Source organism: Dactylosporangium sp. CS-033363, from assembly GCF_050942475.1.
Taxonomy (GTDB): domain Bacteria; phylum Actinomycetota; class Actinomycetes; order Mycobacteriales; family Micromonosporaceae; genus Dactylosporangium.
In genome coordinates, this window is sequence record NZ_CP192032.1 from 1,122,926 (window position 1) to 1,145,475 (window position 22,550).

Annotated in this window: 22 protein-coding genes; 17 read left to right on the top strand and 5 right to left on the bottom strand. The window is 72.1% G+C overall.

Going from position 1 to position 22,550, the window contains the following annotated elements; genetic code table 11:
- The first annotated feature begins 4 nt into the window (after positions 1-4).
- The 14 genes from ACQPZ4_RS05160 to ACQPZ4_RS05225 all read left to right on the top strand — a co-directional run bounded on the left by ACQPZ4_RS05160 (position 5) and on the right by ACQPZ4_RS05225 (position 16,222).
- Entirely contained in the window at positions 5-1,051 is a 1,047-nt protein-coding gene (locus tag ACQPZ4_RS05160; protein WP_433056633.1) for an NADPH:quinone reductase, read from the top strand.
- Between the two features lie 176 nt (positions 1,052-1,227).
- The gene (locus ACQPZ4_RS05165; protein WP_433056636.1) at positions 1,228-1,635 is read left to right on the top strand and encodes a hypothetical protein; all 408 of its coding nucleotides are present in this window, start codon (positions 1,228-1,230) and stop codon (positions 1,633-1,635) included.
- The gene (pstC, locus tag ACQPZ4_RS05170) at positions 1,632-2,639 is read left to right on the top strand and encodes a phosphate ABC transporter permease subunit PstC (protein ID WP_433056638.1); all 1,008 of its coding nucleotides are present in this window, start codon (positions 1,632-1,634) and stop codon (positions 2,637-2,639) included. The genes ACQPZ4_RS05165 and pstC overlap by 4 nt, the downstream gene beginning before the upstream one ends.
- Positions 2,640-2,641: 2 nt before the next feature.
- Positions 2,642-3,874 (top strand): phosphate ABC transporter permease PstA, encoded by a 1,233-nt coding sequence (gene pstA, locus ACQPZ4_RS05175; protein ID WP_433056640.1) that lies wholly within the window; start codon positions 2,642-2,644, stop codon positions 3,872-3,874.
- A complete protein-coding gene (locus ACQPZ4_RS05180) occupies positions 3,871-5,583 on the top strand; it encodes a phosphate ABC transporter substrate-binding protein PstS (protein ID WP_433056643.1) in 1,713 nt (570 codons plus the stop codon). The genes pstA and ACQPZ4_RS05180 overlap by 4 nt, the downstream gene beginning before the upstream one ends.
- Positions 5,583-8,216 carry a hypothetical protein gene (locus tag ACQPZ4_RS05185; RefSeq protein WP_433056645.1) on the top strand — a complete coding sequence of 878 codons (2,634 nt, stop codon included), beginning with the start codon at positions 5,583-5,585 and terminating at the stop codon, positions 8,214-8,216. Before ACQPZ4_RS05180 ends, ACQPZ4_RS05185 begins: the two co-directional genes overlap by 1 nt.
- 137 nt (positions 8,217-8,353) lie before the next feature.
- Positions 8,354-9,589 carry a hypothetical protein gene (locus tag ACQPZ4_RS05190; RefSeq protein ID WP_433056647.1) on the top strand — a complete coding sequence of 412 codons (1,236 nt, stop codon included), beginning with the start codon at positions 8,354-8,356 and terminating at the stop codon, positions 9,587-9,589.
- A gap of 177 nt (positions 9,590-9,766) precedes the next feature.
- Positions 9,767-11,059 carry an Ig-like domain-containing protein gene (locus ACQPZ4_RS05195; protein WP_433056649.1) on the top strand — a complete coding sequence of 431 codons (1,293 nt, stop codon included), beginning with the start codon at positions 9,767-9,769 and terminating at the stop codon, positions 11,057-11,059.
- Positions 11,060-11,145: 86 nt separating this feature from the next.
- Entirely contained in the window at positions 11,146-12,285 is a 1,140-nt protein-coding gene (locus tag ACQPZ4_RS05200; RefSeq protein ID WP_433056651.1) for a WxL protein peptidoglycan domain-containing protein, read from the top strand.
- Positions 12,282-13,235 (top strand): sortase, encoded by a 954-nt coding sequence (locus ACQPZ4_RS05205; RefSeq protein WP_433056653.1) that lies wholly within the window; start codon positions 12,282-12,284, stop codon positions 13,233-13,235. The genes ACQPZ4_RS05200 and ACQPZ4_RS05205 overlap by 4 nt, the downstream gene beginning before the upstream one ends.
- A 26-nt stretch (positions 13,236-13,261) precedes the next feature.
- A complete protein-coding gene (locus ACQPZ4_RS05210) occupies positions 13,262-14,158 on the top strand; it encodes a phosphate ABC transporter ATP-binding protein (protein ID WP_433056655.1) in 897 nt (298 codons plus the stop codon).
- Positions 14,159-14,203: 45 nt separating this feature from the next.
- The gene (locus tag ACQPZ4_RS05215) at positions 14,204-14,986 is read left to right on the top strand and encodes a hypothetical protein (RefSeq protein WP_433056657.1); all 783 of its coding nucleotides are present in this window, start codon (positions 14,204-14,206) and stop codon (positions 14,984-14,986) included.
- 332 nt (positions 14,987-15,318) lie between these two features.
- Positions 15,319-15,804 carry a hypothetical protein gene (locus ACQPZ4_RS05220; RefSeq protein WP_433056659.1) on the top strand — a complete coding sequence of 162 codons (486 nt, stop codon included), beginning with the start codon at positions 15,319-15,321 and terminating at the stop codon, positions 15,802-15,804.
- A gap of 64 nt (positions 15,805-15,868) precedes the next feature.
- The gene (locus ACQPZ4_RS05225) at positions 15,869-16,222 is read left to right on the top strand and encodes a hypothetical protein (protein ID WP_433056661.1); all 354 of its coding nucleotides are present in this window, start codon (positions 15,869-15,871) and stop codon (positions 16,220-16,222) included.
- Between the two features lie 24 nt (positions 16,223-16,246).
- Here ACQPZ4_RS05225 and ACQPZ4_RS05230 read toward each other — a convergent pair whose 3' ends face one another.
- The gene (locus tag ACQPZ4_RS05230; RefSeq protein ID WP_433056663.1) at positions 16,247-17,464 is read right to left on the bottom strand and encodes an MFS transporter; all 1,218 of its coding nucleotides are present in this window, start codon (positions 17,462-17,464) and stop codon (positions 16,247-16,249) included.
- A gap of 38 nt (positions 17,465-17,502) precedes the next feature.
- Between ACQPZ4_RS05230 and ACQPZ4_RS05235 the strand changes: the two genes are divergently transcribed.
- A complete protein-coding gene (locus tag ACQPZ4_RS05235; RefSeq protein WP_433056665.1) occupies positions 17,503-17,916 on the top strand; it encodes a hypothetical protein in 414 nt (137 codons plus the stop codon).
- Here the strand turns inward: ACQPZ4_RS05235 and ACQPZ4_RS05240 are convergent.
- Positions 17,900-18,712 (bottom strand): heavy metal-binding domain-containing protein, encoded by an 813-nt coding sequence (locus ACQPZ4_RS05240; RefSeq protein WP_433056667.1) that lies wholly within the window; start codon positions 18,710-18,712, stop codon positions 17,900-17,902. The genes ACQPZ4_RS05235 and ACQPZ4_RS05240 overlap by 17 nt on opposite strands.
- Before the next feature lie 77 nt (positions 18,713-18,789).
- Between ACQPZ4_RS05240 and ACQPZ4_RS05245 the strand changes: the two genes are divergently transcribed.
- Complete coding sequence (locus ACQPZ4_RS05245) at positions 18,790-19,602, top strand: TIGR02452 family protein (RefSeq protein ID WP_433056669.1); 813 nt, start codon at positions 18,790-18,792, stop codon at positions 19,600-19,602.
- Here the strand turns inward: ACQPZ4_RS05245 and ACQPZ4_RS05250 are convergent.
- The 3 genes from ACQPZ4_RS05250 to eccB form a co-directional block, all read right to left on the bottom strand.
- The gene (locus ACQPZ4_RS05250) at positions 19,592-19,888 is read right to left on the bottom strand and encodes a WXG100 family type VII secretion target (protein WP_433056671.1); all 297 of its coding nucleotides are present in this window, start codon (positions 19,886-19,888) and stop codon (positions 19,592-19,594) included. The genes ACQPZ4_RS05245 and ACQPZ4_RS05250 overlap by 11 nt on opposite strands.
- Positions 19,889-19,910: 22 nt before the next feature.
- Complete coding sequence (locus ACQPZ4_RS05255; protein ID WP_433056673.1) at positions 19,911-20,252, bottom strand: WXG100 family type VII secretion target; 342 nt, start codon at positions 20,250-20,252, stop codon at positions 19,911-19,913.
- Positions 20,253-20,328: 76 nt separating this feature from the next.
- Complete coding sequence (gene eccB, locus ACQPZ4_RS05260) at positions 20,329-21,729, bottom strand: type VII secretion protein EccB (RefSeq protein ID WP_433056675.1); 1,401 nt, start codon at positions 21,727-21,729, stop codon at positions 20,329-20,331.
- Between the two features lie 76 nt (positions 21,730-21,805).
- Between eccB and ACQPZ4_RS05265 the strand changes: the two genes are divergently transcribed.
- Complete coding sequence (locus tag ACQPZ4_RS05265) at positions 21,806-22,540, top strand: SUKH-3 domain-containing protein (RefSeq protein WP_433056677.1); 735 nt, start codon at positions 21,806-21,808, stop codon at positions 22,538-22,540.
- Positions 22,541-22,550: the final 10 nt, after the last annotated feature.

Sequence of the window (22,550 nt, forward strand, 5' to 3'; positions counted from 1 at the left end):
TCGTATGACGACGAACAGGGCGATCGTGTACACCGAGTTCGGCGCGGCCTCCGTGCTGCGCCAGACCGAGCGGGAGATCGGCGAGCCGGGGCCGGGCGAGGTCCGCGTCCGGGTGGTGGTGTCCGGGGTGAACCCGACCGACTGGAAGACGCGCACCGGCGCCACCGCGATGGCGCCCGTCTCCGGCGCGGGCCAGGTGCCCAACCAGGACGGCGCGGGCGTCGTGGACGCCGTCGGGGCCGGTGTCACCGGGCTGGCCGTGGGGGACAGGGTCTGGCTGGTCATGGCCGCCTACCAGCGGCCGGGCAGCGGGACGGCGCAGGAGTTCACGGTGGTGCCGGCCGACCGCGCGGTGCTCCTGCCGGACGCGGCGTCGTTCGAGGCCGGGGCGAGCCTCGGGGTGCCGGCGATGACCGCGCACCGGGCGCTCACCGTGCACGAGGGCGCCCCCGCGCGGCTGGCCCCGGGCGCGCTGGCCGGGCGCAACGTGCTGGTCGCGGGCGGGGCCGGGGCGGTGGGCAACGCGGCCATCCAGCTCGCGGTCTGGGCCGGGGCCCGGGTCGCGGCCACCGTCAGCAGCCCGGAGAAGGCCGAGCTGGCCCGGCGTGCGGGCGCGCACCACGTGGTCAACTACCGCGACGCGGACGCCGCCGACCAGGTCCGCGCGGCGCTGCCGGAGGGCGTGGACGTGGTCGTCGAGGTCGCCGCGGCCCACAACGCCGAGCTCAACCTGGCCGTCCTCCGCTCGGGCGGGACCATCGCGGTATACGCCAACGACAGCTCCGGCGGCCCGCTCGACGTGGACGTGCGGCGGCACATGGTGCTCAACGTGCGGTACCAGTTCGTCCTGCTCTACACCGTGCCGCGGGAGGCCCTGCGGGACGGCGCGGACGCGGTCAACGCCGCGCTCGTCGACGGGGCGCTGCGCTTCGGCGAGGAGGCCGGGGTGCCGTTCCACGAATTCCCACTATCTGACACGGCGGCGGCCCACGCCGCGGTCGAGTCCGGGGCGATCGGCAAGGTCCTTATCCGCGTTTCTCCACGCGGTTAGGCCGACCCGGGCATCGACCGATCGGTCAGCCCACCTTCCGGGCGATCCACGCTTCGTTCGGCGTTCACACTTTCCCCATCGTGGCGTGGCCCGGCCTTGTCAGGTTCAGCACTGCATCCCGGCGGTTTCGTACGGGAGTTCGCAGCGCGAGTCTGGGAGACGGGTTGATGCCGCACGTGCGTGTCCAGGTCCTGTGTGGACCGGCCTCGGTGCATCCGCGCCGCATGGGCTGGCCGTCGGGGACGATCTCGCACGGCGAGTGGTACGCCTGGCGGCTCATCGGCACCAACAACCACGAGCTGGGCCGCAGCGCGGTCAGCTCCGGAAGCTACGAGTCGGCGCTGGCCGCCTTCGACGAACTGCGCGACGGCCTGGACCGGGCCGTGCAGCTGCCCGTCGCCGAGCGGCCCACCGGCCGCTGGGGCTGGCGCCTCGAGCTCGACGGCGCGCCCGTCGCGGTCAGCGGCCGGTGGTACCAGCGCGACAAGCTCAGCCTGCTCGGCGCGGCCAAGTTCGTGGCCCTGTGCGCCGAGGCGGAGCCGGCCGAGGGCGTCGTCGCCCTGCTCGACCGGGGCGCGCGATGAGCAGCGACATCGCCGACACCGCGGCGCGGCAGCTGCGGCGCAAGATCGTCGACAACGCGGGCACGGCCGACAAGGTCTACCGGGGCGTGGGCCGGGCGGGCGGCAGCCTCGTGTTGGTGCTCATGGTGCTGGTCGGCACGTTCCTGGTGTACCGGGCCTGGGAGGCGCTGAGCGTCGCCGGCTTCGGTTTCGTCACCACCGAGGAGTGGAACCCCGACGGCGGCGGCTTCGGCATCGCCGCGGTCATCGTCGGCACCGTGCTCATCGCCGTCGTCGCGATCGCGGTCGCGGTGCCGCTGGCGATGGGCACCGCGCTCTACATCTCCGAGTACGCCCCCCGCTGGCTCAAGCGGACCCTGGTCGCGATGGTCGACCTGATGGCGGCCGTGCCCAGCGTGGTCTTCGGCCTGTGGGGCGCGTTCTTCCTCCAGTGGAAGATCATCTACCTCTCGAAGTGGCTCGCCGACTGGTTCGGCTGGCTGCCGTTCCTCGACGTCACCGGCGTCGCGCGGCACGACCCGCTGGCCACGATGACCACCTACACCTCCTCGACGTTCATCGCCGGCGTGGTGGTGGCCCTCATGGTCGCGCCGATCGCCTGCTCGGTGATGCGGGAGGCGTTCGGCCTGGCCCCGATGGGCGAGCGCGAGGGCGCGTACGCGCTCGGGGCCACCCGGTGGGGCATGATCCGCAGCGTCGTGCTGCCGTTCGGCCGCGGCGCCGTCGTCGGCGGGACGATGCTCGGCCTGGGCCGGGCGCTGGGCGAGACGATCGCCGTGGTCATGATCATCTCGCCCCGCTTCGAGATTCAGCCGCACATCCTGGAGCACGGCACCAGCTCGGTCTCGTCCCTCATCGCGCTGCGGTACGGCGAGGCCAGCCCGTTCGGCATCTCCGCGCTCATGGCGGCCGGCGTGGCCCTGTTCGTGATGACCCTGATCGTCAACTTCGTCGCCGCCTGGGTGGTCTCCCGGTCCCGGTCCGGCGCCATGAGCGAGGTGTGACGATGGTGCAGCAGGTCGAGACGGCCGCCCCGCGGGACACCGGCCCCGCCACGACCACCGTGCCGGCCCGCCCGGCGCAGGCGAACACGCAGGGCCGGCGGCGCACCAGCGGGCTGCGGCGGACCGACACCTGGGCGATCATCGGCGCGTTCGCCGCCGGCGGCGCGACCACCGGGGTGCTGTGGACCCAGCTCGGGCCGTTCACCGGCATCGTCGGCTGGGTCGTCGTGACGTGGATCGTGACCGTCCTGTGCTACGCCGGGCTGGTCTCGCTCGACGAGAACTCCGCGGTGATGCGCGACCGGATCAGCTCGTTCGTCGTGCACTCGCTCGCGCTGGTCCTGCTGGCGGCGCTCGTGTTCGTCATCGGGTACACGTTCAGCCGCGGCTGGCGCGCGATGGTGCACCTGAACTTCTACACCCAGGACCTGCGCACGACGCTGGCCACGGACCCGCTCACCAAGGGCGGCATCCTGCACGCGATCGTCGGCACGCTGATCGAGCTCGGCATCGCGCTGGGCATCGCGGTGCCGCTCGGCCTGGTCGCCGCGGTCTACCTCTACGAGGTGCCCGGCCGGTTCACCCGGTTCATCCGGACCGTGGTCGAGGCGATGACCGCGCTGCCGGACATCATCGCCGGCCTGTTCATCTACGCGACCCTGATCCTGATCTTCCACCTCGGGCCGTCGGGCTTCGCGGCCGCGTGCGCGCTCGCGGTGACCATCCTGCCGATCATCATCCGGGCCGCCGACGTGGTGCTCCGCCTCGTGCCGGGCTCGCTCAAGGAGGCGTCGCTGGCGCTCGGGGCCAGCCGGTGGCGCACCACCTGGCACGTGCTGCTGCCGACCGCCCGCTCGGGCCTGGCCACCGCGGTGATCCTCGGCGCCGCCCGGGCCATCGGCGAGACCGCCCCGGTGCTGCTGACCGCGGGCTCGACCGGTTACCTGAACCTCGACCCGTTCAACGGCGCCATGATGTCGCTGCCGCTGCTGGCCTACACCCAGGTGCAGTCGCCGGAGGCCAACGAGATCGCGCGCGGCTTCGGCACCGCCTCCGTGCTGCTGATCCTCGTGCTGATCCTGTTCATCATCACCCGCATCATCGGCGGCCGCGGCCCCGGCGAGCTCACCGCAGGCGGGTACCGGCGCCGTGCCGCCGCCTCGGCCCGTGACGTGCGACGCATGTCCCGGCCCACCCCATCACCCGTATTCGGCCAGGAAGAGGCGGCACCATGAATCCACGGCGTTCCCGATGGCGCCGCCGCACGGCGGGGCTCGTCGTCGCGCTCGTCGGCGCGATGGTGAGCATCGTCGCGCCCGCGGAACCGGCGTCGGCGGCCGACTACGTGCCGATCACGGGTGGCGGCTCGACCTGGTCGTACAACGCGTTCCACGCCTGGATCGGCAACATGGGCCAGTACGGCATGCGGGTGGACTACGACCGCAGCGGCTCGACCGTCGGCCGGCAGAAGTTCCGCGAGGGCACCCTGGACTGGGCCGCCTCCGACATCCCCTACGGCGTCAAGGACGGCAAGAGCGAGGACCCGCCGCCGCCGCGCGGCTACGTCTACATGCCGGACACCGCGGGCGGCACGACCTTCATGTACAACCTGAAGATCGGCAACAAGCGGGTCACCAACCTGCGGCTGTCGGGCGAGAACATCGCCAAGATCTTCACCGGCGTGATCACCAAGTGGAACGACCCGGCGATCAAGGCCGACAACCCCCAGCTGGCCCTGCCGGGCATCACGATCGTCCCGGTGGTCCGCTCGGACGGCTCCGGCTCCAGCGCCCAGTTCACCCAGTGGATGGTGGCCACCCAGGGCGGCGCCTGGTCGGCGTACTGCACGAAGGTCAAGCGCGACCCGTGCACGCAGACGTCGGCGTACCCGGTGCTCAACGGCTCGGCGATGATCGGCCAGCCCGGTGACCTCGGCGTCTCCGGCTACGTGAGCCAGGCGGGCGCCGTCGGCTCGATCGGCTACGTCGAGTACTCCTACGCGATCGCGGCCGGCTTCCCGGTGGCCAAGGTGCTCAACCCGGCCGGGTACTACACCGAGCCCACCGCCGGTCACGTGGCCGTGTCGCTTCTCGCGGCGAAGATCAACAACGACAAGAACGACAAGGCCAAGTACCTCACGCAGGACCTGCGGGACGTCTACACCAACCGCGACGAGCGGACGTACGTGCTCTCGTCCTACTCGTACATGATCATGCCGACCAAGGTGGAGTACGGGTTCACCACCGGCAAGGGCAAGACGCTCGGCGACTTCGGCGTGTATCTGCTGTGCGAGGGGCAGTCGGCGGTCGACGCCCTGGGGTACTCACCATTGCCGATCAACCTGGTCCAGGCGGGCTTCGGCCAGCTGGCGCTGGTGCCCGGGGCGGTGGTGCCGGCCCAGACGGACATGAAGAAGTGCAACAACCCGACGTTCTCCACCGACGGCACCAACACGCTGGCCAAGAACGACCCGAAGCCGCCGGCCTGTGACAAGCAGGGCGCGACCCAGTGCACCACCGGCACGGGCGGCGCCGGCGGCAACAGCGGCGGCTCGGGCAGCGGCGGCGGCGGTTCGGGCGGGACCGGCGGCACGGGCGGCGACGGCGGCGGCGCGGGCGGTTCGGGCACCAACGGCGGCGACGGCGGGACGGGCGGAGACGGCGGCACGAGCGGCTCCGGCGGCGGGGCCGCCGCGGACTGCGACGCCGACACGGGCATCTGCGCCGACGGCGGAGGCGGGGGTGGCGGTGGCGGCGGCGGTGCGGGCCAGCCGCGGACGGCCGAGGCGGCCGCCGTGGACACCTCGCCCCAGCTGACCGACTTCATGCAGAACGCGCTCATGCTGGTCGCGGCGCTCCTGCTGCTGGGCCTGGCGCTGATCCCGCCGCTGGCCGCGCAGCTCGGCGCCGGCCGCCGCTCGCGCGACGGGTTCGGTGACCGGTGATGCGCCGCCTGATCACACGCGTCATCGGCAGCCCGGCCGCGCGCCGGCGCCTGGCCAGCGGGCTCGCCGCCGCGGTGGCCGCCCTCGGGCTGGTCACGCTCGGACCGGTCGACCCGGCCCGGGCCGAGGGCGGCGCCGACCAGATCACCGGCAACGGGATCACCGCCAACGCGGTCACCGTCCGCTGGGACAAGGGCCTGCTCGGCAAGGACAACACCACGGTCGTCAAGGCGCGCGACACCGGCGACCCGTACGCGTTCATGCACGAGGACTTCAAGGATCTCGAGGTGACGGTCGGCCAGACCGAGAACCTCGTGCACCAGGCCATCAAGGTGACCTGGAAGGGCAAGCCGATGAAGGGCTTCTTCAACGGCAACTACCTGCAGATCATGGAGTGCTACGGCGAGGCGGACGCGGGGCCGGATCCGGAGAACTGCCAGTACGGCAGCGAGGGCCTCAAGCAGGCCTCGACCGGCGGGGTCAGCATCGCCAGCCGCAAGGGCAACGTCTGCGCGACCCACGTGCCCAGCGTGACCGAGCCGCCGGCCGCCCCGGGGCTGTCGGCGGGCCTCGGCTGCGACCCGGCGGAGGACCCGGGCAAGCCCGGCTACAGCCACCACGACCCGGCCAGCAGCCTCGACACCTACACGGTGCCGTTCGTGCCGGTCGGCACCACGGACAAGAAGTACCAGCCGGTGGACTGGCCGTTCAACAAGTACAACACCAACGAGATCCAGCAGGCCGGCACGCGGGCCGACGGGACCGGCGACGTGTACTTCAACGCGCTCACCAAGGTCGAGGCGCCCGGCCTCGGGTGCGGCGAGGTCAAGGCCGACGGCAAGCCGCGCGACTGCTGGCTGGTCATCGTGCCGCGCGGGGAGTACGAGCCCAACGGGTGGAAGCTGCAGGACACCGACGCGCCGTCGATCATGCAGGAGTCGCCGCTCGGCGCGGCCACGTGGGCCCAGCGCATCCAGATCCACCTCGGGTACAGCCCGCTGCAGAACAACTGCGCGATCGGCTCGGCCAAGGAGCGCAAGACCCAGGGCACCGAGCTCATCCAGCACGCGGTCTACTCGTGGCAGCTCGCGATGAACACCGCGGCGAACTGCAACAAGCTCTACGGGTTCGCCGCCACGCCCGAGGCCTCGAACACCTCCAAGCTGGTCAACCCGACGTCCGGGACCGGGCTCGCCTTCACCACGGTGCCGATCGGCAGCGAGGCCCCGCGCGGCGGCGGCGAACTGCCCGACCTGCCGCCGATCGCCTACGCCCCGGTCGCCGTCTCGGCCATCACGCTGGGCTTCCACGTCAACCTCGGCAACGCCGGCTACCGCAGCACGCCGATCAAGCTGACGCCGCGCCTGGTCGCCAAGGGGCTGACCCAGTCCTACCGCTCGGATCTCTCCGACCAGACCGCCAACTCCGGCACCGGCCCCGAGTGGGCCCGGCAGAACCCGGCCTTCATGACGGACGACCCGGAGTTCAAGAAGCTCAATCCCGACCTGCCCTCCCGGCCCGGCGCCTCGCTCATGGCGCCGCTGCTGACCGGCGACCACTCGGGCGTCATCCAGCAGGTCTGGGCCTGGATCCTGACCGACGCCGCGGCGCGCGCCTGGCTCAGTGGCGAGCGGGACGAGTACGGCATGATCATCAACGACGAGTACAAGAAGCTGGACCTGGAGACGGAGCCGCTCGACTCGTTCCCGCGGGCCAACACGTGCTTCAACACCGGCCGCCCGGAGGACAAGATCCCGGACCGGTGCACGCTGGACCTGCTGCCGTACATGGAGAACTACGACGAGGTGGCGTTCCGCATCCGGGCCGCCAACAACCCCGAGGGCGCCGACTGGAACCCCACCCTGCGCTCGCCGACCGGCGACGCGGGCTGGTGGGAGGTGGCCCAGCCGATCGAGTTCCCGGGCCAGATCTTCATGTGGGGCGTCATGGACTCCGCGAGCATGGCGAACTACGGCGTGGTCCCGGCCCAGCTGTGCAAGGGCGACGGCACGGGGTGCGTGTCGCCCAACACGTCGACGATCACCACCGCGGTCAACAGCGCCAAGGCCGACAGCGCGGGGCTGCTGCAGGTGAACCCGGCCAGCCCCGGCACCGGCGGCTACCCGCTGACCGCGGTCACCTACGCGGCCGTGCCCAAGGACCAGGAGCCGGACGCGCTGGCCGACTACGCGCAGCTGATCAAGTACGCGGTCAACGAGGGGCAGACGCCGGGCGTGGCGCCGGGCGAGCTGCCGTACGGGTTCCTGCCGCTGCCCGAGGCCCTGCGCACGACCGCCACGTCGGTCGCCAACGCGCTGACCAACCCGGCCCCGGCGACGACCGCGCCCGAGACCACGGCCGCCGCGAACAACAACAACTCGAACAGCGGCGGCAACGGCAGCGTGCCCAACACCGGCGGGCGGCCGTCGGCGTCCGGCTCCACCTCGTCCGGCCCGGCCTTCGTCACCACCTCGACCAGCCCGGCCCCGGCGGCGCTGGCCACGCCGGCGCTGTCGATCGGCGCGATCCGGTGGGCCCTGGCCATCGTGATGATCGCCGGCCTGGGCGGGGCGCTCGGCGGGCCGCTGATCCGCTTCGCCTTCAGCCGACGGCCCACCGACTTCGGTGGATGAGTCTCAATATCCATGTAACCCGTGCTTCATGTGGGCGTACCAGCACGTATCGCCACCTTCTACACACATCCGGTATCGGCTCCGAGGCTCGGTTCCACAAGATGTTGTCGCTCCCCCCATCGCAGGAAAGGACGCACATGATCAACACCAAGCGGCTCGTGCGGCGACTGATGGTCAGCGGTATCGCCGCGGCGACCGTCGCCACGGGCCTCGTGCTCGGCGTGGCCGGGCCCGCCTCGGCCGACCCGGTCTCGGACCTGGTGGGCGTCGGCTCCGACACCACGCAGGACGTCGTCAACGGTGCCGGTGACGCCATCGGCCTCGGCGTCGTCGGCTCCTGGGACGCCATCGACCCCAACACCAAGGCCCAGCACGCGGTGATCACGCCGAAGCGCGGCTGCTCCTTCAACCGTCCGAACGGCTCCGGCCAGGGCGTCACCGCGCTGCGCCAGTCGGGCAACGTGGCGGCCGCGATCGCCGCCCCGTTCGCCGACGAGGTCGACCTGCCGGAGGTGGGCTGCATCGACTTCGCCCGGTCCTCCAGCGACCCGGGCACCTCGCAGTCGAACACCGGCCGCTGGGTCTACATCCCGTTCGCGCTGGACGCGGTCGGCGTGGCGAGCTCGCACTTCGGCGACGCCACGGCGGCCAACTACAACGCGCTCAGCTACGACCCGACCAACGCCGCGACCGGCACGGGCACCCTGCAGCGCCTCTACCGTGACGGCCAGACCGTCACGATCAACGGCACCACGTACGACCCGCAGTGCAACGCGACGCCGTGCACCGGTGGCGCCACCCCGATCCACCTGTACATCCCGCAGAACGGCTCGGGCACCCGCTCGTTCTGGCTGAGCAAGCTGGGCATCGGCACCGTTCCGGCGTGGCTGCACGACCACATGTGGACCGGCACGGACTACAACGGCGCGCTCGTCGAGGAGCACGACGGCACGGTCCTGCAGAACGACCCGAACGGCATCGCCCCGTTCTCGATCGCGCAGTGGGTCTCGCAGCGCAACGGTCACAACGACCGTCGTCACGGCGCCCACCTGCACAGCCTCGTGAACGTCGGCGTCACGCCGAACGTGACGAGCAACCCGCTCGCCGGCAACTTCCCGACGGTCGAGACGGGCGGCCTCAACGCCACCTTCATCATCCGCCGCGAGGTCTTCAACGTCGTCGAGTGGAAGAAGGTCAACGTGGGCAACGCCGCGTTCGACGCGAAGCTCTACTCGGTCTTCGGTCCGGGCCAGGGCCTCTGCGGCAAGTCCTCGGTGATCCTCAGCTACGGCTTCGGCCTGCTCAACGCCGCTCCGCTGGGTCACACCTGCGGCGCGATCGTCGACAGCCTCCGGGCCTTCGGCACCGACTGACAACCGTGAAACCGGGCCGGTGCCTGGCCGGCCGATCGCCGGCCGGGCACCGGACCTTCGCACAGCGACCTGGACCCCGAACCAACCACTCAGTCTCCCTGGGGGGCCAATCCCCAGGGTCGTCCAGGGCTGTGCAGCGGGCATTGCCCTCTATCAGAAAGGTCAGTGTAGCCCCTGATGAAGACCACTTCCCTGAAGCGCCGGGCCCTCGTGGCCGGTGTGGTGCTCGGGGCGATGGGCGCGACCCTGCTCGCTCCCTCGATCGCCCAGGCCCAGGTGCCGAACCCGCTGCCCTCGGGCATCAACATGGGTGGCCTGCACCTGACGCCGACGTCCGGTGCCGCCGATGTCACCCCGACCTTCAAGGCTGACACCGCCTGCCCGGCCGGGACCAACCTGGCCAACGTGAACACGATCGACCTCCTCGACGTCGAGCAGACCATCTCGAGCAACGTCACCGGTCCGCTGGTGCTCGCCCCGAACTTCGGCGGCAGCTTCATCCAGGACATGGCGACGGTGCAGCTGCTGGCCGGCAACGGCGGCGCGGAGTCGTTCCTGTTCCTGATCGACTGCCGCACGGGTGCCGGTCACGGCACCTACACCGACGCGGTCCAGGTGGACTTCGCCGCCGACGGCAGCTGGCAGATCCACGGTTCGGGCCCGGTGCAGGCGCAGACCACCACCACGGTCTCGCCGGCCTCGCAGACGGTGTCCCCGGGCACCAACGTGACCGTGACGGCGTCGGTCTCCCCGGCCGCCGCCGCGGGCACGGTCGAGTTCAAGGACAACGGCACCAGCGTGTTCACCACTCCGGCGGGCAGCGGGACGTTCACCTTCTCCTCGGCCGCGCTCGGCCTGGGCAACCACAGCATCACCGCCACGTTCCACGCGACCGACTCGGCGGCGTACGGCGACTCGACGTCCTCCGCGGCGTCGGTCCTGGTCGCCAGCGACACCCAGTCGGCGACCGAGACCATCCAGGTCGGGGTCCCGCAGGAGCAGGGCGTGTTCGCGATGACGGTGGACCCGGGCATCGTGGACATGGGCATCGCGCACCTGCAGGGCACGGGCGACGCTCGGCACTTCCACGCTGAGGGCAGCCTCAAGAACGTGAACGTCTCCGACGGTCGCGACCAGACCGTTCCCGGCTGGTCCGTGACCGGCCAGGTCGGCGACTTCACCAAGACCGACGACGCCACCAAGAAGTTCTCCGGCACCAGCCTCGGCTGGCAGCCGTCGGTGGTCGCGCAGAACGCGGCCTCCAACGTCACCGCCGGTGCGGGCGTCGGCACGGGCGTCAACCCGGGCCTGACCAGCGCCAGCAGCCTCGGTGGCGCGCAGTCCGGCAAGGGTCTCGGCGACAGCAAGCTCGGTGCGGCCCTGTTCCTGGACTTCCCGCGGGGCACCCAGCCGGGCACGTACGCCGCGACGATCACGATCACCGGCCTCGGCGGCACCCCGCTCGCCTAAGGCCCCCTAGCACGACGGGAGGAGCGCGCGGCGCCGTCCGCGGGCTCCTCCCGGAACTTCCCCCGACCCGAAATGGACGTGCTGCGATGACCTCTCCGCGCCCCTCGCGTGCGATCAGCGCCCTGCTCGGCCTGCTGTTCGCCGTTGCCGCCATCCTGCTGCCGGGCCACCCGGCCGGCGCGGAGCCCACGCCGTCGGGCTCGATCACCTGGTCGGCCCAGCCGTCCAGCGCGAGCGGGCCGGACAGCCGCAAGGAGTTCTCGTACGCCGACATCAAGCCCGGCACGGTCATCCACGACTACGTGGCCGTGACGAACTTCAGCGCCGACCCGGTGACGTTCCAGATCTACGCGACCGACGCGCTCAACGGCAACGGCGGCGTGCTGCAGCTGCAGCCGGCCGCCGAACAGCCCACCGACCTCGGCTCGTGGGTCAAGCTGCAGAAGAACAGCGTCACCCTCAAGCCCAACGAGCGCGCCATCGAGCCGTTCACCATCACCGTCCCGGCCACCGCCACGCCGGGCGACCACACCGGCGGCGTGCTCGCCTCGATCGGTGTGGAGGAGAACAGCACCAACGGTCCCGTGAAGGTCGACCGCCGGCTGGGGGTTCCGCTGTACATGCGGATCGCCGGTCCGCTCAACCCCGGCATCACCGTCGAGTCGGTCAGCGCCGCCTACCACCCCACCGCCAACCCGGTCGGCGGCGGCAGCACCGACGTGACCCTGACCGTGCACAACACCGGCAACGTGCGGCTCAACCTGAGCCCCGAGGTCGCCGTGAAGGGCCTGTTCTGGCTGAAGGTCGCCGGCGTCACCGCGGCCACGCTGCCCAACCTGCTGCCGGGCGCCAGGGTGCAGTTCACCGTCCACCTCGACGGCGTCTTCCCGCTCGGCCCGATGACCGTGAAGGTCCGCGCGGTGCCGAGCCAGATCACCGCGCTCGGGCTGCCCAAGGCGCCGAACGAGCCGCAGGCGGTCGAGGCCGAGGCGTTCATGTGGGCCACGCCGTGGACCGTGCTCGCGATCCTGATCCTGCTCGTCGGCGGCTTCTTCGCGGTCCGCCAGATCCGCCGGATGCGCCGCGGCCGCCAGAGCCGCACGCTCGCCGACGCGGTGGCCAAGGCGCGCCAGGAGACGGTCGAGGAGCTGCGCCGCAAGGCGCTGGCGGCGAAGTCGGCGGAGGCGGCGGCCAAGGAGACGGCCGACACCGGGGCGTCCGGATGACCGCGACCGACGTGCTGCCGGCCCCCGGGCCGGCCGTCCCGCCGCCGCCCGCGTTCGGCCCGGTCGCGCCGCCGCCACCGCGCCCCAAGCGGGTGGCCCCGCCGGTCGTGCAGGTCCTCACGACCATGGTCACGATCCTGTCCCTGACGCTGCTCGGCTTCGGCCTCTACGCCGGCTTCATCTCGAAGCTGCACCACGACCGCGCCCAGCTGACCGAGTTCGCGAACTTCCGCACCGAGCTGGCCTTCGCCACCGCGCCGACCAGCCAGTGGCGGCCCGAGGAGGACTCGAAGCTGCTGCAGCTGGGCCGGCCGGTCGCCGTGCTCGAGATCCCCAAGCTGCACCTCAAGGAGGTCGTCTTCGAGGGGACGACCGGCGGCGTGCTGCAGAAGGGCCCGGGGCACCGGCGCGACACGCCGCTGCCGGGCCAGGCCGGGGTCAGCGTGATCATGGGCAAGGCGACCACGTACGGCGGGCCGTTCGGCAGCCTCGCCACGCTCGTGCCCGGGGACACCTTCGCCATCACGACCGGCCAGGGGCGCAACGAGTTCAAGGTGCTCGACGTGCGCCACGGCGGGATGCCGCAGCCGCCGCGGGTGGCCACGGGCGCCGGGCGGGTCACGCTGACCACGGCGTACGGCGGGATGTTCGTGCCCACGGACGCGCTGCGCGTGGACGCCGACCTGACCTCCAAGGTGCAGGAGACCCCGCAGCTCGTGCTGCGCAGCTCGCAGCTGCAGCCGGCCGAGCAGGTCATGGCCATCGACACCACGGTGTGGTTCCCGCTGGTCTTCATCGGCGAGGCGCTGCTGATCGCGGTCGTGCTGCTCTCCGCCGCGCGCGTGTACTGGGGCGTCTGGCAGACCTGGCTGGTGGGGGTGCCGGTCATCGCGTTCCTCGGCATGGCCACGGCCGACCAGGTCGCGAAGCTGCTGCCGAACCTGATCTGAACTTCGACGGACGTAGGGAACTCACGGTGACTCCAGCGAAAGACAACACCGCGGCCATGCCGACGCTCACCGACGCGGCCTGGGTCAGCTCGCAGGAGGCGCTCGTCGCCTACGACGACTACCTCGGCGTGCACCGGGACCTGCCCTCGCTGGCCGGCCTCGACGCGCGGGAGATCAGCGCGTGGTTCGGCGAGCGCCAGGTGCTCGACCGGGTCACGCTGTCCATGAAGGCCGGCAAGGTGACCGCGCTGATCGGCCCCTCGGGCTGCGGCAAGTCGACCTTCCTGCGGATCCTCAACCGGATGCACGAGCTGGTGCCCGGGGCCACGCTGGCCGGCGAGGTGATGCTGGACGGCCTGGACATCTACGACGCGTCCCGGCGCCTGACCGACGCCCGCCGGCAGGTCGGGATGGTGTTCCAGAAGCCCAACCCGTTCCCGGCGATGTCCATCTACGACAACGTCGTCGCCGGGCTGAAGCTCACCGGCCGGCGGCTGGCCCGCAGCGACAAGGACCGGCTGGTCGAGGAGTGCCTGACCAAGGCCGGCCTGTGGCGCGAGGTGGCCGACCGGCTGCGCCAGCCCGGCGGAGCGCTCTCCGGCGGGCAGCAGCAGCGGCTGTGCATCGCGCGGTCGCTGGCGGTGCGGCCCCGGGTCCTGCTCATGGACGAGCCCTGCTCGGCCCTGGACCCGACCTCGACCCGGGTCATCGAGGAGACCATCAAGGAACTGGTCGCCGAGGTGACGATCGTGATCGTCACGCACAACATGCAACAGGCCCAGCGGGTCAGCGACCACTGCGCGTTCTTCCTGGCCGAGCAGGGCCAGCCGGGGTACATCGTCGAGCACGGCCCGACCGAGGCGATGTTCCAGACCCCGCAGGACCCGCGCACCTCCGACTACGTCAACGGCCGATTCGGCTGAGCTCTGCTCAGCGCTCTCGACTCTTGCAGAAAGGTCCCCTCCCTCATGAAGAGCACGCGCTCGAAGCGGCTGGGTCTCGCCCTCGCGGCGGCCCTCGGAGCGATCGGGGTGAGCATGCTCATCCCGGCCATCGCCTCGCCCGCGGTGCCCGACCCGCTGCCCGACGGCATCGTCATGGGCGGCCTCCACCTGAACCCGACCTTCGGCACCGGCGAGACCACGCCGGACTGGTCGACGACCACGAAATGCGCGGCCGGCACCAACCTGGCCAACGTCAACACGATCGACCTGCTGCACGTCGAGCAGACCATCTCCGACAACGTGACCGCGCCGCTCATCCAGACGGCGGGCTTCGGCGGCCACTTCATCCAGGACATGGCCACGGTCCAGGTGATCGCCGGCAACGGCGGCGCGGAGTCGTTCCTGTTCATGGTCGACTGCCGCACCGGCGCCGGGACCGGCACCTACGTCGACGCCGTCCAGGTGGACTTCGCGGCCGACGGCAGCTGGGTGGTGCACGGCACCACGCCGGGCACGCCGACGCCCACGAACACGGTCACCCCGACGGCCACGGTGACGCCCACGGCCACCGCGACCCCCACGGCGACGGCCACCCCCACCGCGACGGCCACGCCGACGCCGACCGAGACCGGCACGCCCACGCCGGACGCGACGGACACGATCTCCCCGACGCCCGCGGCCAACGGGGGCAACCTGCCGGTCACCGGCACCGACATCGTCGCCCTGGCGGGCGGCGCGGTCGCGATGATCGCGATCGGGGTCGGGCTGCGCTACGGCGCGCGCAAACGCTCGCAATCCGGCTCCTGAGCCGTCGTGTATTGAAGCGGTCGTTCGCACTGTCAGGGTGCGGACGATCGCTTTCAGTGCGTTCACAGCGGGCATTCAGCCTCAAATCCGGCGCACAGACTCTCCTAAGGCACGCTAAAGGCAACCGTGGCTATCACCTGATCGGTCAGGTGTTACTGCTGAATGGTTTTTTCCTCGTTTCTTGATGTTCATCTCGTGCATGTCCGGCGTGTGGGCAGGAACGCGGAGCGCGTCATCGCCGATATCGAGGGTCAGCACGGTGGCCTGCGCGCCGTCAACGCTACGAGCGTTTCCGGAGCGCCGGTAACGAACATTCGGGGAGGAATGTCCACATGCTGCCGCCGAGGTTCATTTTCCTGGCGATCATCACACCCGACGATGACGAATCCGTTGTCGACCGGCAACAACGGACCGCATGGATGCTGTGCTCGCCCAACAATCGCATACTCGGCCGCGGGGAACGCCCCTTCGACACCGACGCGCAGTGCCGCGAGGCCGTTCTCGGCGTGGTGCACGCGGCCGACCGGCTCAACGCCGTGTCCACCGCCCTCGGCACCAGCGGCCACTGGGTCTGGCGGGTCGAGCTGGACGGGGTGCCGGTCGCCGTCTCGCACCGCTCCTACCTGCGGGCCCGCGAGTGCCAGTACAACGTCGGCCGGTTCCTGGCGGCGCTGCCCGACGCCCTGCTGACCGAGGGCCGGCGCCTGCTGCGGGAGGCCCCGCGCGCGGTCGACCGGCTGACCCGCGGCACCCAGGAGACCCCGGCGGGCCCGCGCCGCGACCGCGGGGATGCGGCCTGGCGCATCAAGACCGCATGAGGTTCTTCGACGGGCCCGGGAAATGCCGTCCCCGATTTGCACATGACGCCGGAACGGACCATTCATGAAATCAGCCGTGTTTCATCCGTACCTCCGCCTTGCCCTGCTTTTCGCGGCCGTGTGCACAATGCTCTCGGTAAGCGCCCCGGCGCGCGCCGAAGCGCCGGTCCGCGGTGACGGCGACGGCGGAATGCCCATCGTCGTCGTGGTGAGCGGAACGCCCGAGGAAACCCCCACCCCGACCCCCGGCGGCGGTAACGGCGGCAATGGCGGAAACGGCAACAACGGCGGCGGCGACGACCTCGCCAAGACCGGCCTGAACATCCTGCTGATCGCGGGCATCGGCGTCGGCCTGGTCGCGCTGGGCGCGGCCGTTCTCGTGGCCGCCCGCCGCCGCTCGGCGAGCCGCGCTTCCTGATCTTCTGCTTTTCTCGACCGTCGTCTATTCCACAACCGGGGCGGTGACGCGCCCGCGGTGCTGGCGGCGGTCGAGGACCAGCAGCAGCCCGGCCGCTCCCACGGCGGCCGCGGCCAGGATCGGCCACAGCGAGACCCCGCCCGCGACCACGAGCACCGCGATCGGCGGCCCGGCCGTGTTGCCGGCCTGGAACACCGCCCACGCCGCCCCGCTCGCCCGGCCCAGCGCGCCCGGCGGGGCGAGCCGCTCGACGAGCGTGTAGAAGGCCGGGCTGTACGCGCACTCGCCGAGCGCGAACCCCACGACGACGACCACGAGCAGCGCCGGCCGGGCCCGCTCGCCGGCGGCGCTCGCGACCAGCCCGAGCAGCCAGGCGCCCGCCCACGCCAGCGCCATCCCGGCCAGCGCGCGCGTCTTGTGCACCCGCTCCACCCAGCGCGCGACCGGCAGCTGCGCGACGAGCACGACGGCGGTGCCGAGCGCGAACAGCAGTCCCACCAGCCGCGTGGAGCCGTGCAGCTGCTCGCGGACGGCGAGCGGCACCCCGGACTCGACCTGCGCCAGCCCGAACGTCACGAGCAGCAGCTCGGCCGCGAACAGCAGCGCGAGGTCGAACCCGGGCCGGAACCGCGCGGGCACCTCGCCCGCCCCGCGCGCGGGTGCGGGGCCGACGGGCACGAGCAGCAGGACGATCGCGGCGTAGGCCAGGCAGCTCGCCCCGTTCGCGGCGAAGAGCCGGTGGTAGACGCCCGGGCCGGCCCCGTCGAGCAGCAGCCCGCCGATCGCACCGCCGGCGCCGAGGCCGAGGTTGAGCAGGAGGTACCGCAGCGACATGGTCCTGGCCCGGACCGCCTCGGACGGGCTCAGGGCGGCCACGACCGGCACGACGGCGGGCAGGAACAGGCCCGTCCCGGCGCCGATGACGACGAGCGCGGCCGCCTGCGCGACCGGGTGCGGGGCGGCGCCGAGGAGCAGCCAGCCCGCGGCCTGCGCCACCAGCGCGGCGAGCGCGACGGAGCGCGGGGAGCGGCGGTCGGCGAGGCCGCCGCCGTAGAGCGAGGCCGGCACCGCGACGCCGGCCAGGAGCAGCAGGAGGGCGGCGCTCGCGGTGGCCGGGAGGCCGCGGACGTCGTGCAGGTAGAGCGCGAGGTAGGGGTAGCACAGCCCGGTACCGACGGCCGAGATGCCGTAGCCGGCCACGAACCAGCGGGCGGGGCGGCTCAGCCGCCGTTCGTCGCGCACGCGGTGATGGTATTGGGCACCGGCCGTACCATGGGCGCGTGAATCCCGAGTCCCACCTGGACCTGGAGCTCGTCGCGGCGCGGTTGCGGCAGGGCGCCGACGATCTGTCGCTGTTCGGCGGGATGCTCATCGCCGTGCTGTCCGCCGCGCTCCCCGCGCACCTGGTCGAGGTGCGGCGGGAGGGGCGGCTCAAGGCGCGGCTCGGCGGCCGTGAGCCGGCCGTGCTCGCGGTGCACGTGGACCTGGACGGGCGGCGGTTCGAGATCGAGCGGGACGGCGTGGGCGCGCGGCCCGTCACCGTGATCCGGCACGTCTCGCGCGGGGTGGTGCTGTCCACCGAGGCGTGCAGCGCCGACGCGTGGTGCCGGGAGCTCACCGGCGAGCTGGTGCGCGTCGCCGGCGCCGACTCCGCCGCGGTCGAGGCCCTGCAGCGGCTCACGTCAACGGCATGACCATGGTCGGGTTCTCGGGCTGGGCGTCCGGGTGCAGGCGCGCCACCGCGGTACCCATGGCGAAGAACTCGATCGCGTGCTGCCCCCACTCCCAGGCGGACTCCTCCACGCTCACCCCCACGATGCCGTCGGCCTGCAGCAGCTGCCCCTCGTACTGCATCCGGTCCATCGCGATCTCGCGCGCGTCGTAGGCGGCCTGGGAGAAGTTCGTCAGCTCGACGTTCTGGCCCACGTTGGACAGCATCTGGCGGAACGTCATGTGCGCGATGTGATAGACGCACGTGCCCAGCACCAGGCCGCGCGGGAGCCAGCCGTGCCGGTGCAGGGTCCAGAAGTCCTGGCCGCTCAGGTGCGAGGTGAACGGGCGGCCCGCCGGGGTGCGGTAGGACTGGCCGCCGGTGGACTTGACCGCGGTGCCGACGGCGACGAACTCCAGCACGTCCGAGGCGAACGCGTAGTTGAGCGACCGGATGCGCACCCCGATCACGCCGTCGGCCCCGAGGGCGTCCGCCTCGCTCTCCATGCGGGCCATGGCCAGCTCGCGGCACTGGTACATCGCCTGGCTCAGCACCTGCAGCTCCTGGCTCACGCTCCAGCGCGAGGCCTGCAGCCCGACGTGGTAGATGCAGGTGCCCATCACCAGCCCGAGCGGCTGGAACCCGGTCTGCGTGGTCAGGACGAACTCGTTGACGGACAGGTCGGAGGTGAAGAACGGCTTGCCCTGCTGGGTCCGCCCCAGGCGCGCGCGGGCGCTCTCGGGGAGCTGCTGGGGCTGCTGGGATACCGGTTCGCTCATGTCTTCGCACGATAGGGCCGGTGGGGGCGGCAGAACTGTGTCGTTTGTCAGGGGTGCCCGCTGCTACGGTGACGCCCGTGAGTGGCCGCCTGCGGGAGATCGCGCGTCAGACCGTGGCGATCGCCGAGCGGGGCGACTACCTGAACGCCCGCGGGGCGACCGTCGACGTCGGCGCGTCCGTGCGCGCCGCGATGGCCGGCACCCGCCTGGTCGAGCCGGACGAGCCGGTCGCGGCGGGCACCCCGGCGGCCGCCGTCGCGATCGAGGTGACGCACGAGTCGACGCTGGTCGCCGCGCGCCGGGTGGGTGCCGGGGCGGCGACCCTGGTCTTCGCCTCGGCCAAGAACCCGGGCGGCGGCTTCCTCGGCGGCGCGGTCGCGCAGGAGGAGAGCCTGGCCCGCGCCTCGGCCCTCTACGCCTGCCAGCGCACCGCTCCGGCGTTCTACGAGTTCCACCGCCACCAGCGCGATCTGCGGTACAGCGACCGCGTCATCTACTCCCCGCGCGTCCCGTGCTTCCGGGACGACAAGGGCAACGTGCTGGACGAGCCCTTCGAGACCAGCTTCCTCACGGCCGCCGCCCCGAACCTGGGCGCGGTGCTGCGCAACCAGCGCGCGGACGCCGACGACGTGCCCGAGGTCCTGCGCCGCCGGGCCACCCGGGTGCTGGCGGTCGCGGCGGCGCACGGGCACCGGACACTCGTGCTCGGCGCCTGGGGCTGCGGCGTCTTCCGCAACGTCCCGGCCGAGGTGGCCCGGGCCTTCGCGGTGGCGCTGGAGCGGGTGCCGTGCTTCGACCGCGTCGTCTTCGCGATCTACGACCGCCTGCCGCGGACCCCGGTGCACGAGGCGTTCGCCGACGCGTTCCCGGGCCGCGCCGTCAGCGGGTGAACTTGGCGACGTTCGCCTGCTCGCGGGCCTGCATGATCTCGGCGGACTTGAGCATCGCGCCCTTGATCCCGTTGAGCAGCAGGTGCAGGTCCTGAGCGGCGGTGTCCCACTCGGCCTTGCGCTGCGCGAACGCCTGTTGCGCGTCGCTCTGCCAGCTCGCGGTCATCGGCGCCACCTGCTGGTTCACGGCGTCCAGCTCCGCCTGCATCGACGCCAGCGCGGCGCTGATGTCGGCCGCGGCCTGGTTCAGTGCGGCGAACTCGACGACGATCTCGTCCCCGGCCATGGTGATCCTCCCCGTTCCAGCTTCAGTTGATCATCAGGGCGCGGGTGATCTCGCCGGCGCCCGCTCCGGCCTGCTGCATCTCCGCGCGCATCTCGTCGTCGCTCAGGGTGTAGTCGCGCCCGGCGGTCGACACCGCCTGCGCGATGCTGCGCAGCGCGATGTTCAGCCCGGCCACGTCCGCGTCGAAGCGGTCCTTGACGCCCTGGAACGACGAGCCGGCCGCGCCGACCCAGGCCGACTGCAGCGGGGTGAGCTCGTGCATCAGCTTGCTGAACATGCTGGTGAGCCGGTCCGCGGCCCCGTCGATCTCCTGTGCCGTCCGCGCCATGACCGCGGCGTTGGTGGTCACGCCCTTGCCAGCCATCGTCAGACCCCCCTCCGTTCGGTACTGATGAATCTCACGGTATCGAAGTTTGCCCACATAGCGTAGTGGCAAGGTGTCAGCCAGTCAGTGGCCGCTGGGCCGCGCGCGGGTCGAGACCCGGTCCGGCGGGCACCCGGGCGACCACGAACGACGGCAGTTCGACCGGCTTGACCCCGCCGTATCCGAACCAGGCCAGCTGGGCCGGGCTCATCAGGGCGTACCGGCGGCCCTGGTCGGTGACGAGGAAGATCTGGCCCGCGTCGGCCCCGGTGGACTGGGCCGAGCGCACCACCGCCCCGCCGCCCGAGGGCACCACGACCCGCGTGGCGACCTGGTCGGCCGCGGTGCCGCCGGACGCGATGCCCGCCCCTTCCGGCCGCCGGTCGGCGTCGATCACGAACGTCGGGCCGCCCTGCCCGCCGGCCCACGTCGTGCACAGCGTCGCCGCCGGGTCGACGGCCGCCATCGAGGGCACCTGGGCGGGGGGATCGAGGTCGGAGCGCGCCCGGCTCGCCTTGGTCACGTTGGCCACGTCCGACGCCTGGATCGCCCGGGCCTGCGGACTTGCGCCGGGGTACGCCACTGAAGTGCCCGGATCCGCCAGGATCAGCGCCTGCTCGACCTGGGTCACCGGCAGGATGTCCCTGTCCCGCACCAGGTAGCCGGTGGTGGCGCCGCCGACCGTCACCGTGAGGACCTGCCCGATGAGGTTGTTCTTCATCGCGCTGGACGCCTTGCCGCGGTTGTCCACCTGCGGCTGCGCGATCGGCAGGCCCTGCGGCACGGTGCCGAGCCACGCCTCGTCGACGAGGACCCGCGGCTGGGCGTCGATGCCCATGGCGGCGAGGGTGCGCTGGGCCTCCACGCGGTACCGGTGCGCGTTCCAGATCAGGAAGGACGGCCCGCCGGCCGCCCGGACCAGGATCGCCGCGTCCCCGAGGCCCCGCCCGCCGGTCGGCGCGGTGCCGACCAGGATCTGGCTGGAGACGGTCGCGCCGCCGCTGGAGTCGCGCCCCGCGACCGCGCACATGGACCACGGCGCGCCGCTCATCCGGCCCGCCGGCGGCAGCGCGTCGGGCGCCCCCGCGATGCCGATCAGCGGCCCGCGGGTCGCGCCGGTCAGCGACTCCCGCGACACCGAGACGGTCGTAGCCGGCTGCCCGATCGCCAGCACCGCCGACGCGTAGTTGGCGACCGGGTAGAGCACGCCGTCGCGGTACACGTAGCGGGTCCCGGTCTCCTTCTCGATCACCACCGCGTTGCCGGCCTGCCAGCTGGTGTTGCCGCCGTGCCGGACCAGCCCGATCACCCCGACGACGGCGAGCACCAGCAGGGCGATCATGACGCTGGCGTACCCGGCCCCGGCCAGCCGCCGCGTCGGCGACTGCGCGGGATCGGCCTCCCCGGCCACGAACGCGTTCACGACGCGCCGCATCAGGTACTGGTACGACTGGATCTGTTCGCGTCGCGACGGCATGTCCGCTTGATCCCTCCCCGCTTCGCGCGGTGCCCGGCTGCATACGATAGGCCAGCAACCACGGAGGTGCGCATTGGTGACGCCTGATGAAGCCACCCGGATCGCCCGCCCCTGGGCCCTGGCCAGCCTCCCGGTCAGCGGCGGCGACGTGGGCCTCTACGAGTTCGAGCTCGGCTATGTCGCCTGGGCCAAGGTCCCGCCCTCCGACCCCGACCGCCCGCCGGCCGTCATCGGCGCCCCGCTGGCCGTGATCGACAAGCAGTCGGGCGAGCTGACCACCTGGCCCTCCCTCTCCCCGCGGGGCGTCGCGGAGCTCTACGAGCTGGAAATGTCCGCCCGGCGGCGTTTTCCGGATGATGTACGGCACGTGCTCACCGCCGCCGGCTGGCGCTCCGACCGCAACGTCGCCGCGTGGGTCTCGACCTGGCTCTCGGGCCTGGACGGCCGCCTCCCGATCTTCCCCGTCGCCCGCCGCCTGCTGGACGAGTTCGGCGGCCTGACCTTCCGCCAGCTCAAGCGGCCGGGCGTGGCGACGGGCGGCTTCGACGTGGAGTTCTGGCCGTCCGAGGGCCGCGTCATGGTCGACCTGTTCGTCGAGTTCGCCGGCGACCTCGGGCAGGCGGTGTTCCCGCTGGCCTGGTACGAGGACGGCCCGAGCGACCTCGTGGCGGCGGCGGACGGCCGGATCTTCCTGCTGCACGAGGCGGGCGAGTTCCTGGTCGGCGCGACCCCGGACGAGGCGCTGACCCGCCTGGTCCGCGGCGAGCCGTTCACCCCGGTCGACGACAGCGGCGAGGTCGTCGAGGCCTAGGGTCCTTGTT

Coding starts and splice junctions, on each gene's coding strand:
- ACQPZ4_RS05160 (WP_433056633.1), top strand. CDS start 5: ATGACGACGAACAGGGCGATCGTGTACACCGAGTTCGGCGCGGCCTCC.
- pstC (WP_433056638.1), top strand. CDS start 1,632: ATGAGCAGCGACATCGCCGACACCGCGGCGCGGCAGCTGCGGCGCAAG.
- pstA (WP_433056640.1), top strand. CDS start 2,642: ATGGTGCAGCAGGTCGAGACGGCCGCCCCGCGGGACACCGGCCCCGCC.
- ACQPZ4_RS05180 (WP_433056643.1), top strand. CDS start 3,871: ATGAATCCACGGCGTTCCCGATGGCGCCGCCGCACGGCGGGGCTCGTC.
- ACQPZ4_RS05185 (WP_433056645.1), top strand. CDS start 5,583: ATGCGCCGCCTGATCACACGCGTCATCGGCAGCCCGGCCGCGCGCCGG.
- ACQPZ4_RS05190 (WP_433056647.1), top strand. CDS start 8,354: ATGATCAACACCAAGCGGCTCGTGCGGCGACTGATGGTCAGCGGTATC.
- ACQPZ4_RS05195 (WP_433056649.1), top strand. CDS start 9,767: ATGAAGACCACTTCCCTGAAGCGCCGGGCCCTCGTGGCCGGTGTGGTG.
- ACQPZ4_RS05200 (WP_433056651.1), top strand. CDS start 11,146: ATGACCTCTCCGCGCCCCTCGCGTGCGATCAGCGCCCTGCTCGGCCTG.
- ACQPZ4_RS05205 (WP_433056653.1), top strand. CDS start 12,282: ATGACCGCGACCGACGTGCTGCCGGCCCCCGGGCCGGCCGTCCCGCCG.
- ACQPZ4_RS05215 (WP_433056657.1), top strand. CDS start 14,204: ATGAAGAGCACGCGCTCGAAGCGGCTGGGTCTCGCCCTCGCGGCGGCC.
- ACQPZ4_RS05220 (WP_433056659.1), top strand. CDS start 15,319: ATGCTGCCGCCGAGGTTCATTTTCCTGGCGATCATCACACCCGACGAT.
- ACQPZ4_RS05225 (WP_433056661.1), top strand. CDS start 15,869: ATGAAATCAGCCGTGTTTCATCCGTACCTCCGCCTTGCCCTGCTTTTC.
- ACQPZ4_RS05240 (WP_433056667.1), bottom strand. CDS start 18,712: ATGAGCGAACCGGTATCCCAGCAGCCCCAGCAGCTCCCCGAGAGCGCC.
- ACQPZ4_RS05250 (WP_433056671.1), bottom strand. CDS start 19,888: ATGGCCGGGGACGAGATCGTCGTCGAGTTCGCCGCACTGAACCAGGCC.
- ACQPZ4_RS05255 (WP_433056673.1), bottom strand. CDS start 20,252: ATGGCTGGCAAGGGCGTGACCACCAACGCCGCGGTCATGGCGCGGACG.
- eccB (WP_433056675.1), bottom strand. CDS start 21,729: ATGCCGTCGCGACGCGAACAGATCCAGTCGTACCAGTACCTGATGCGG.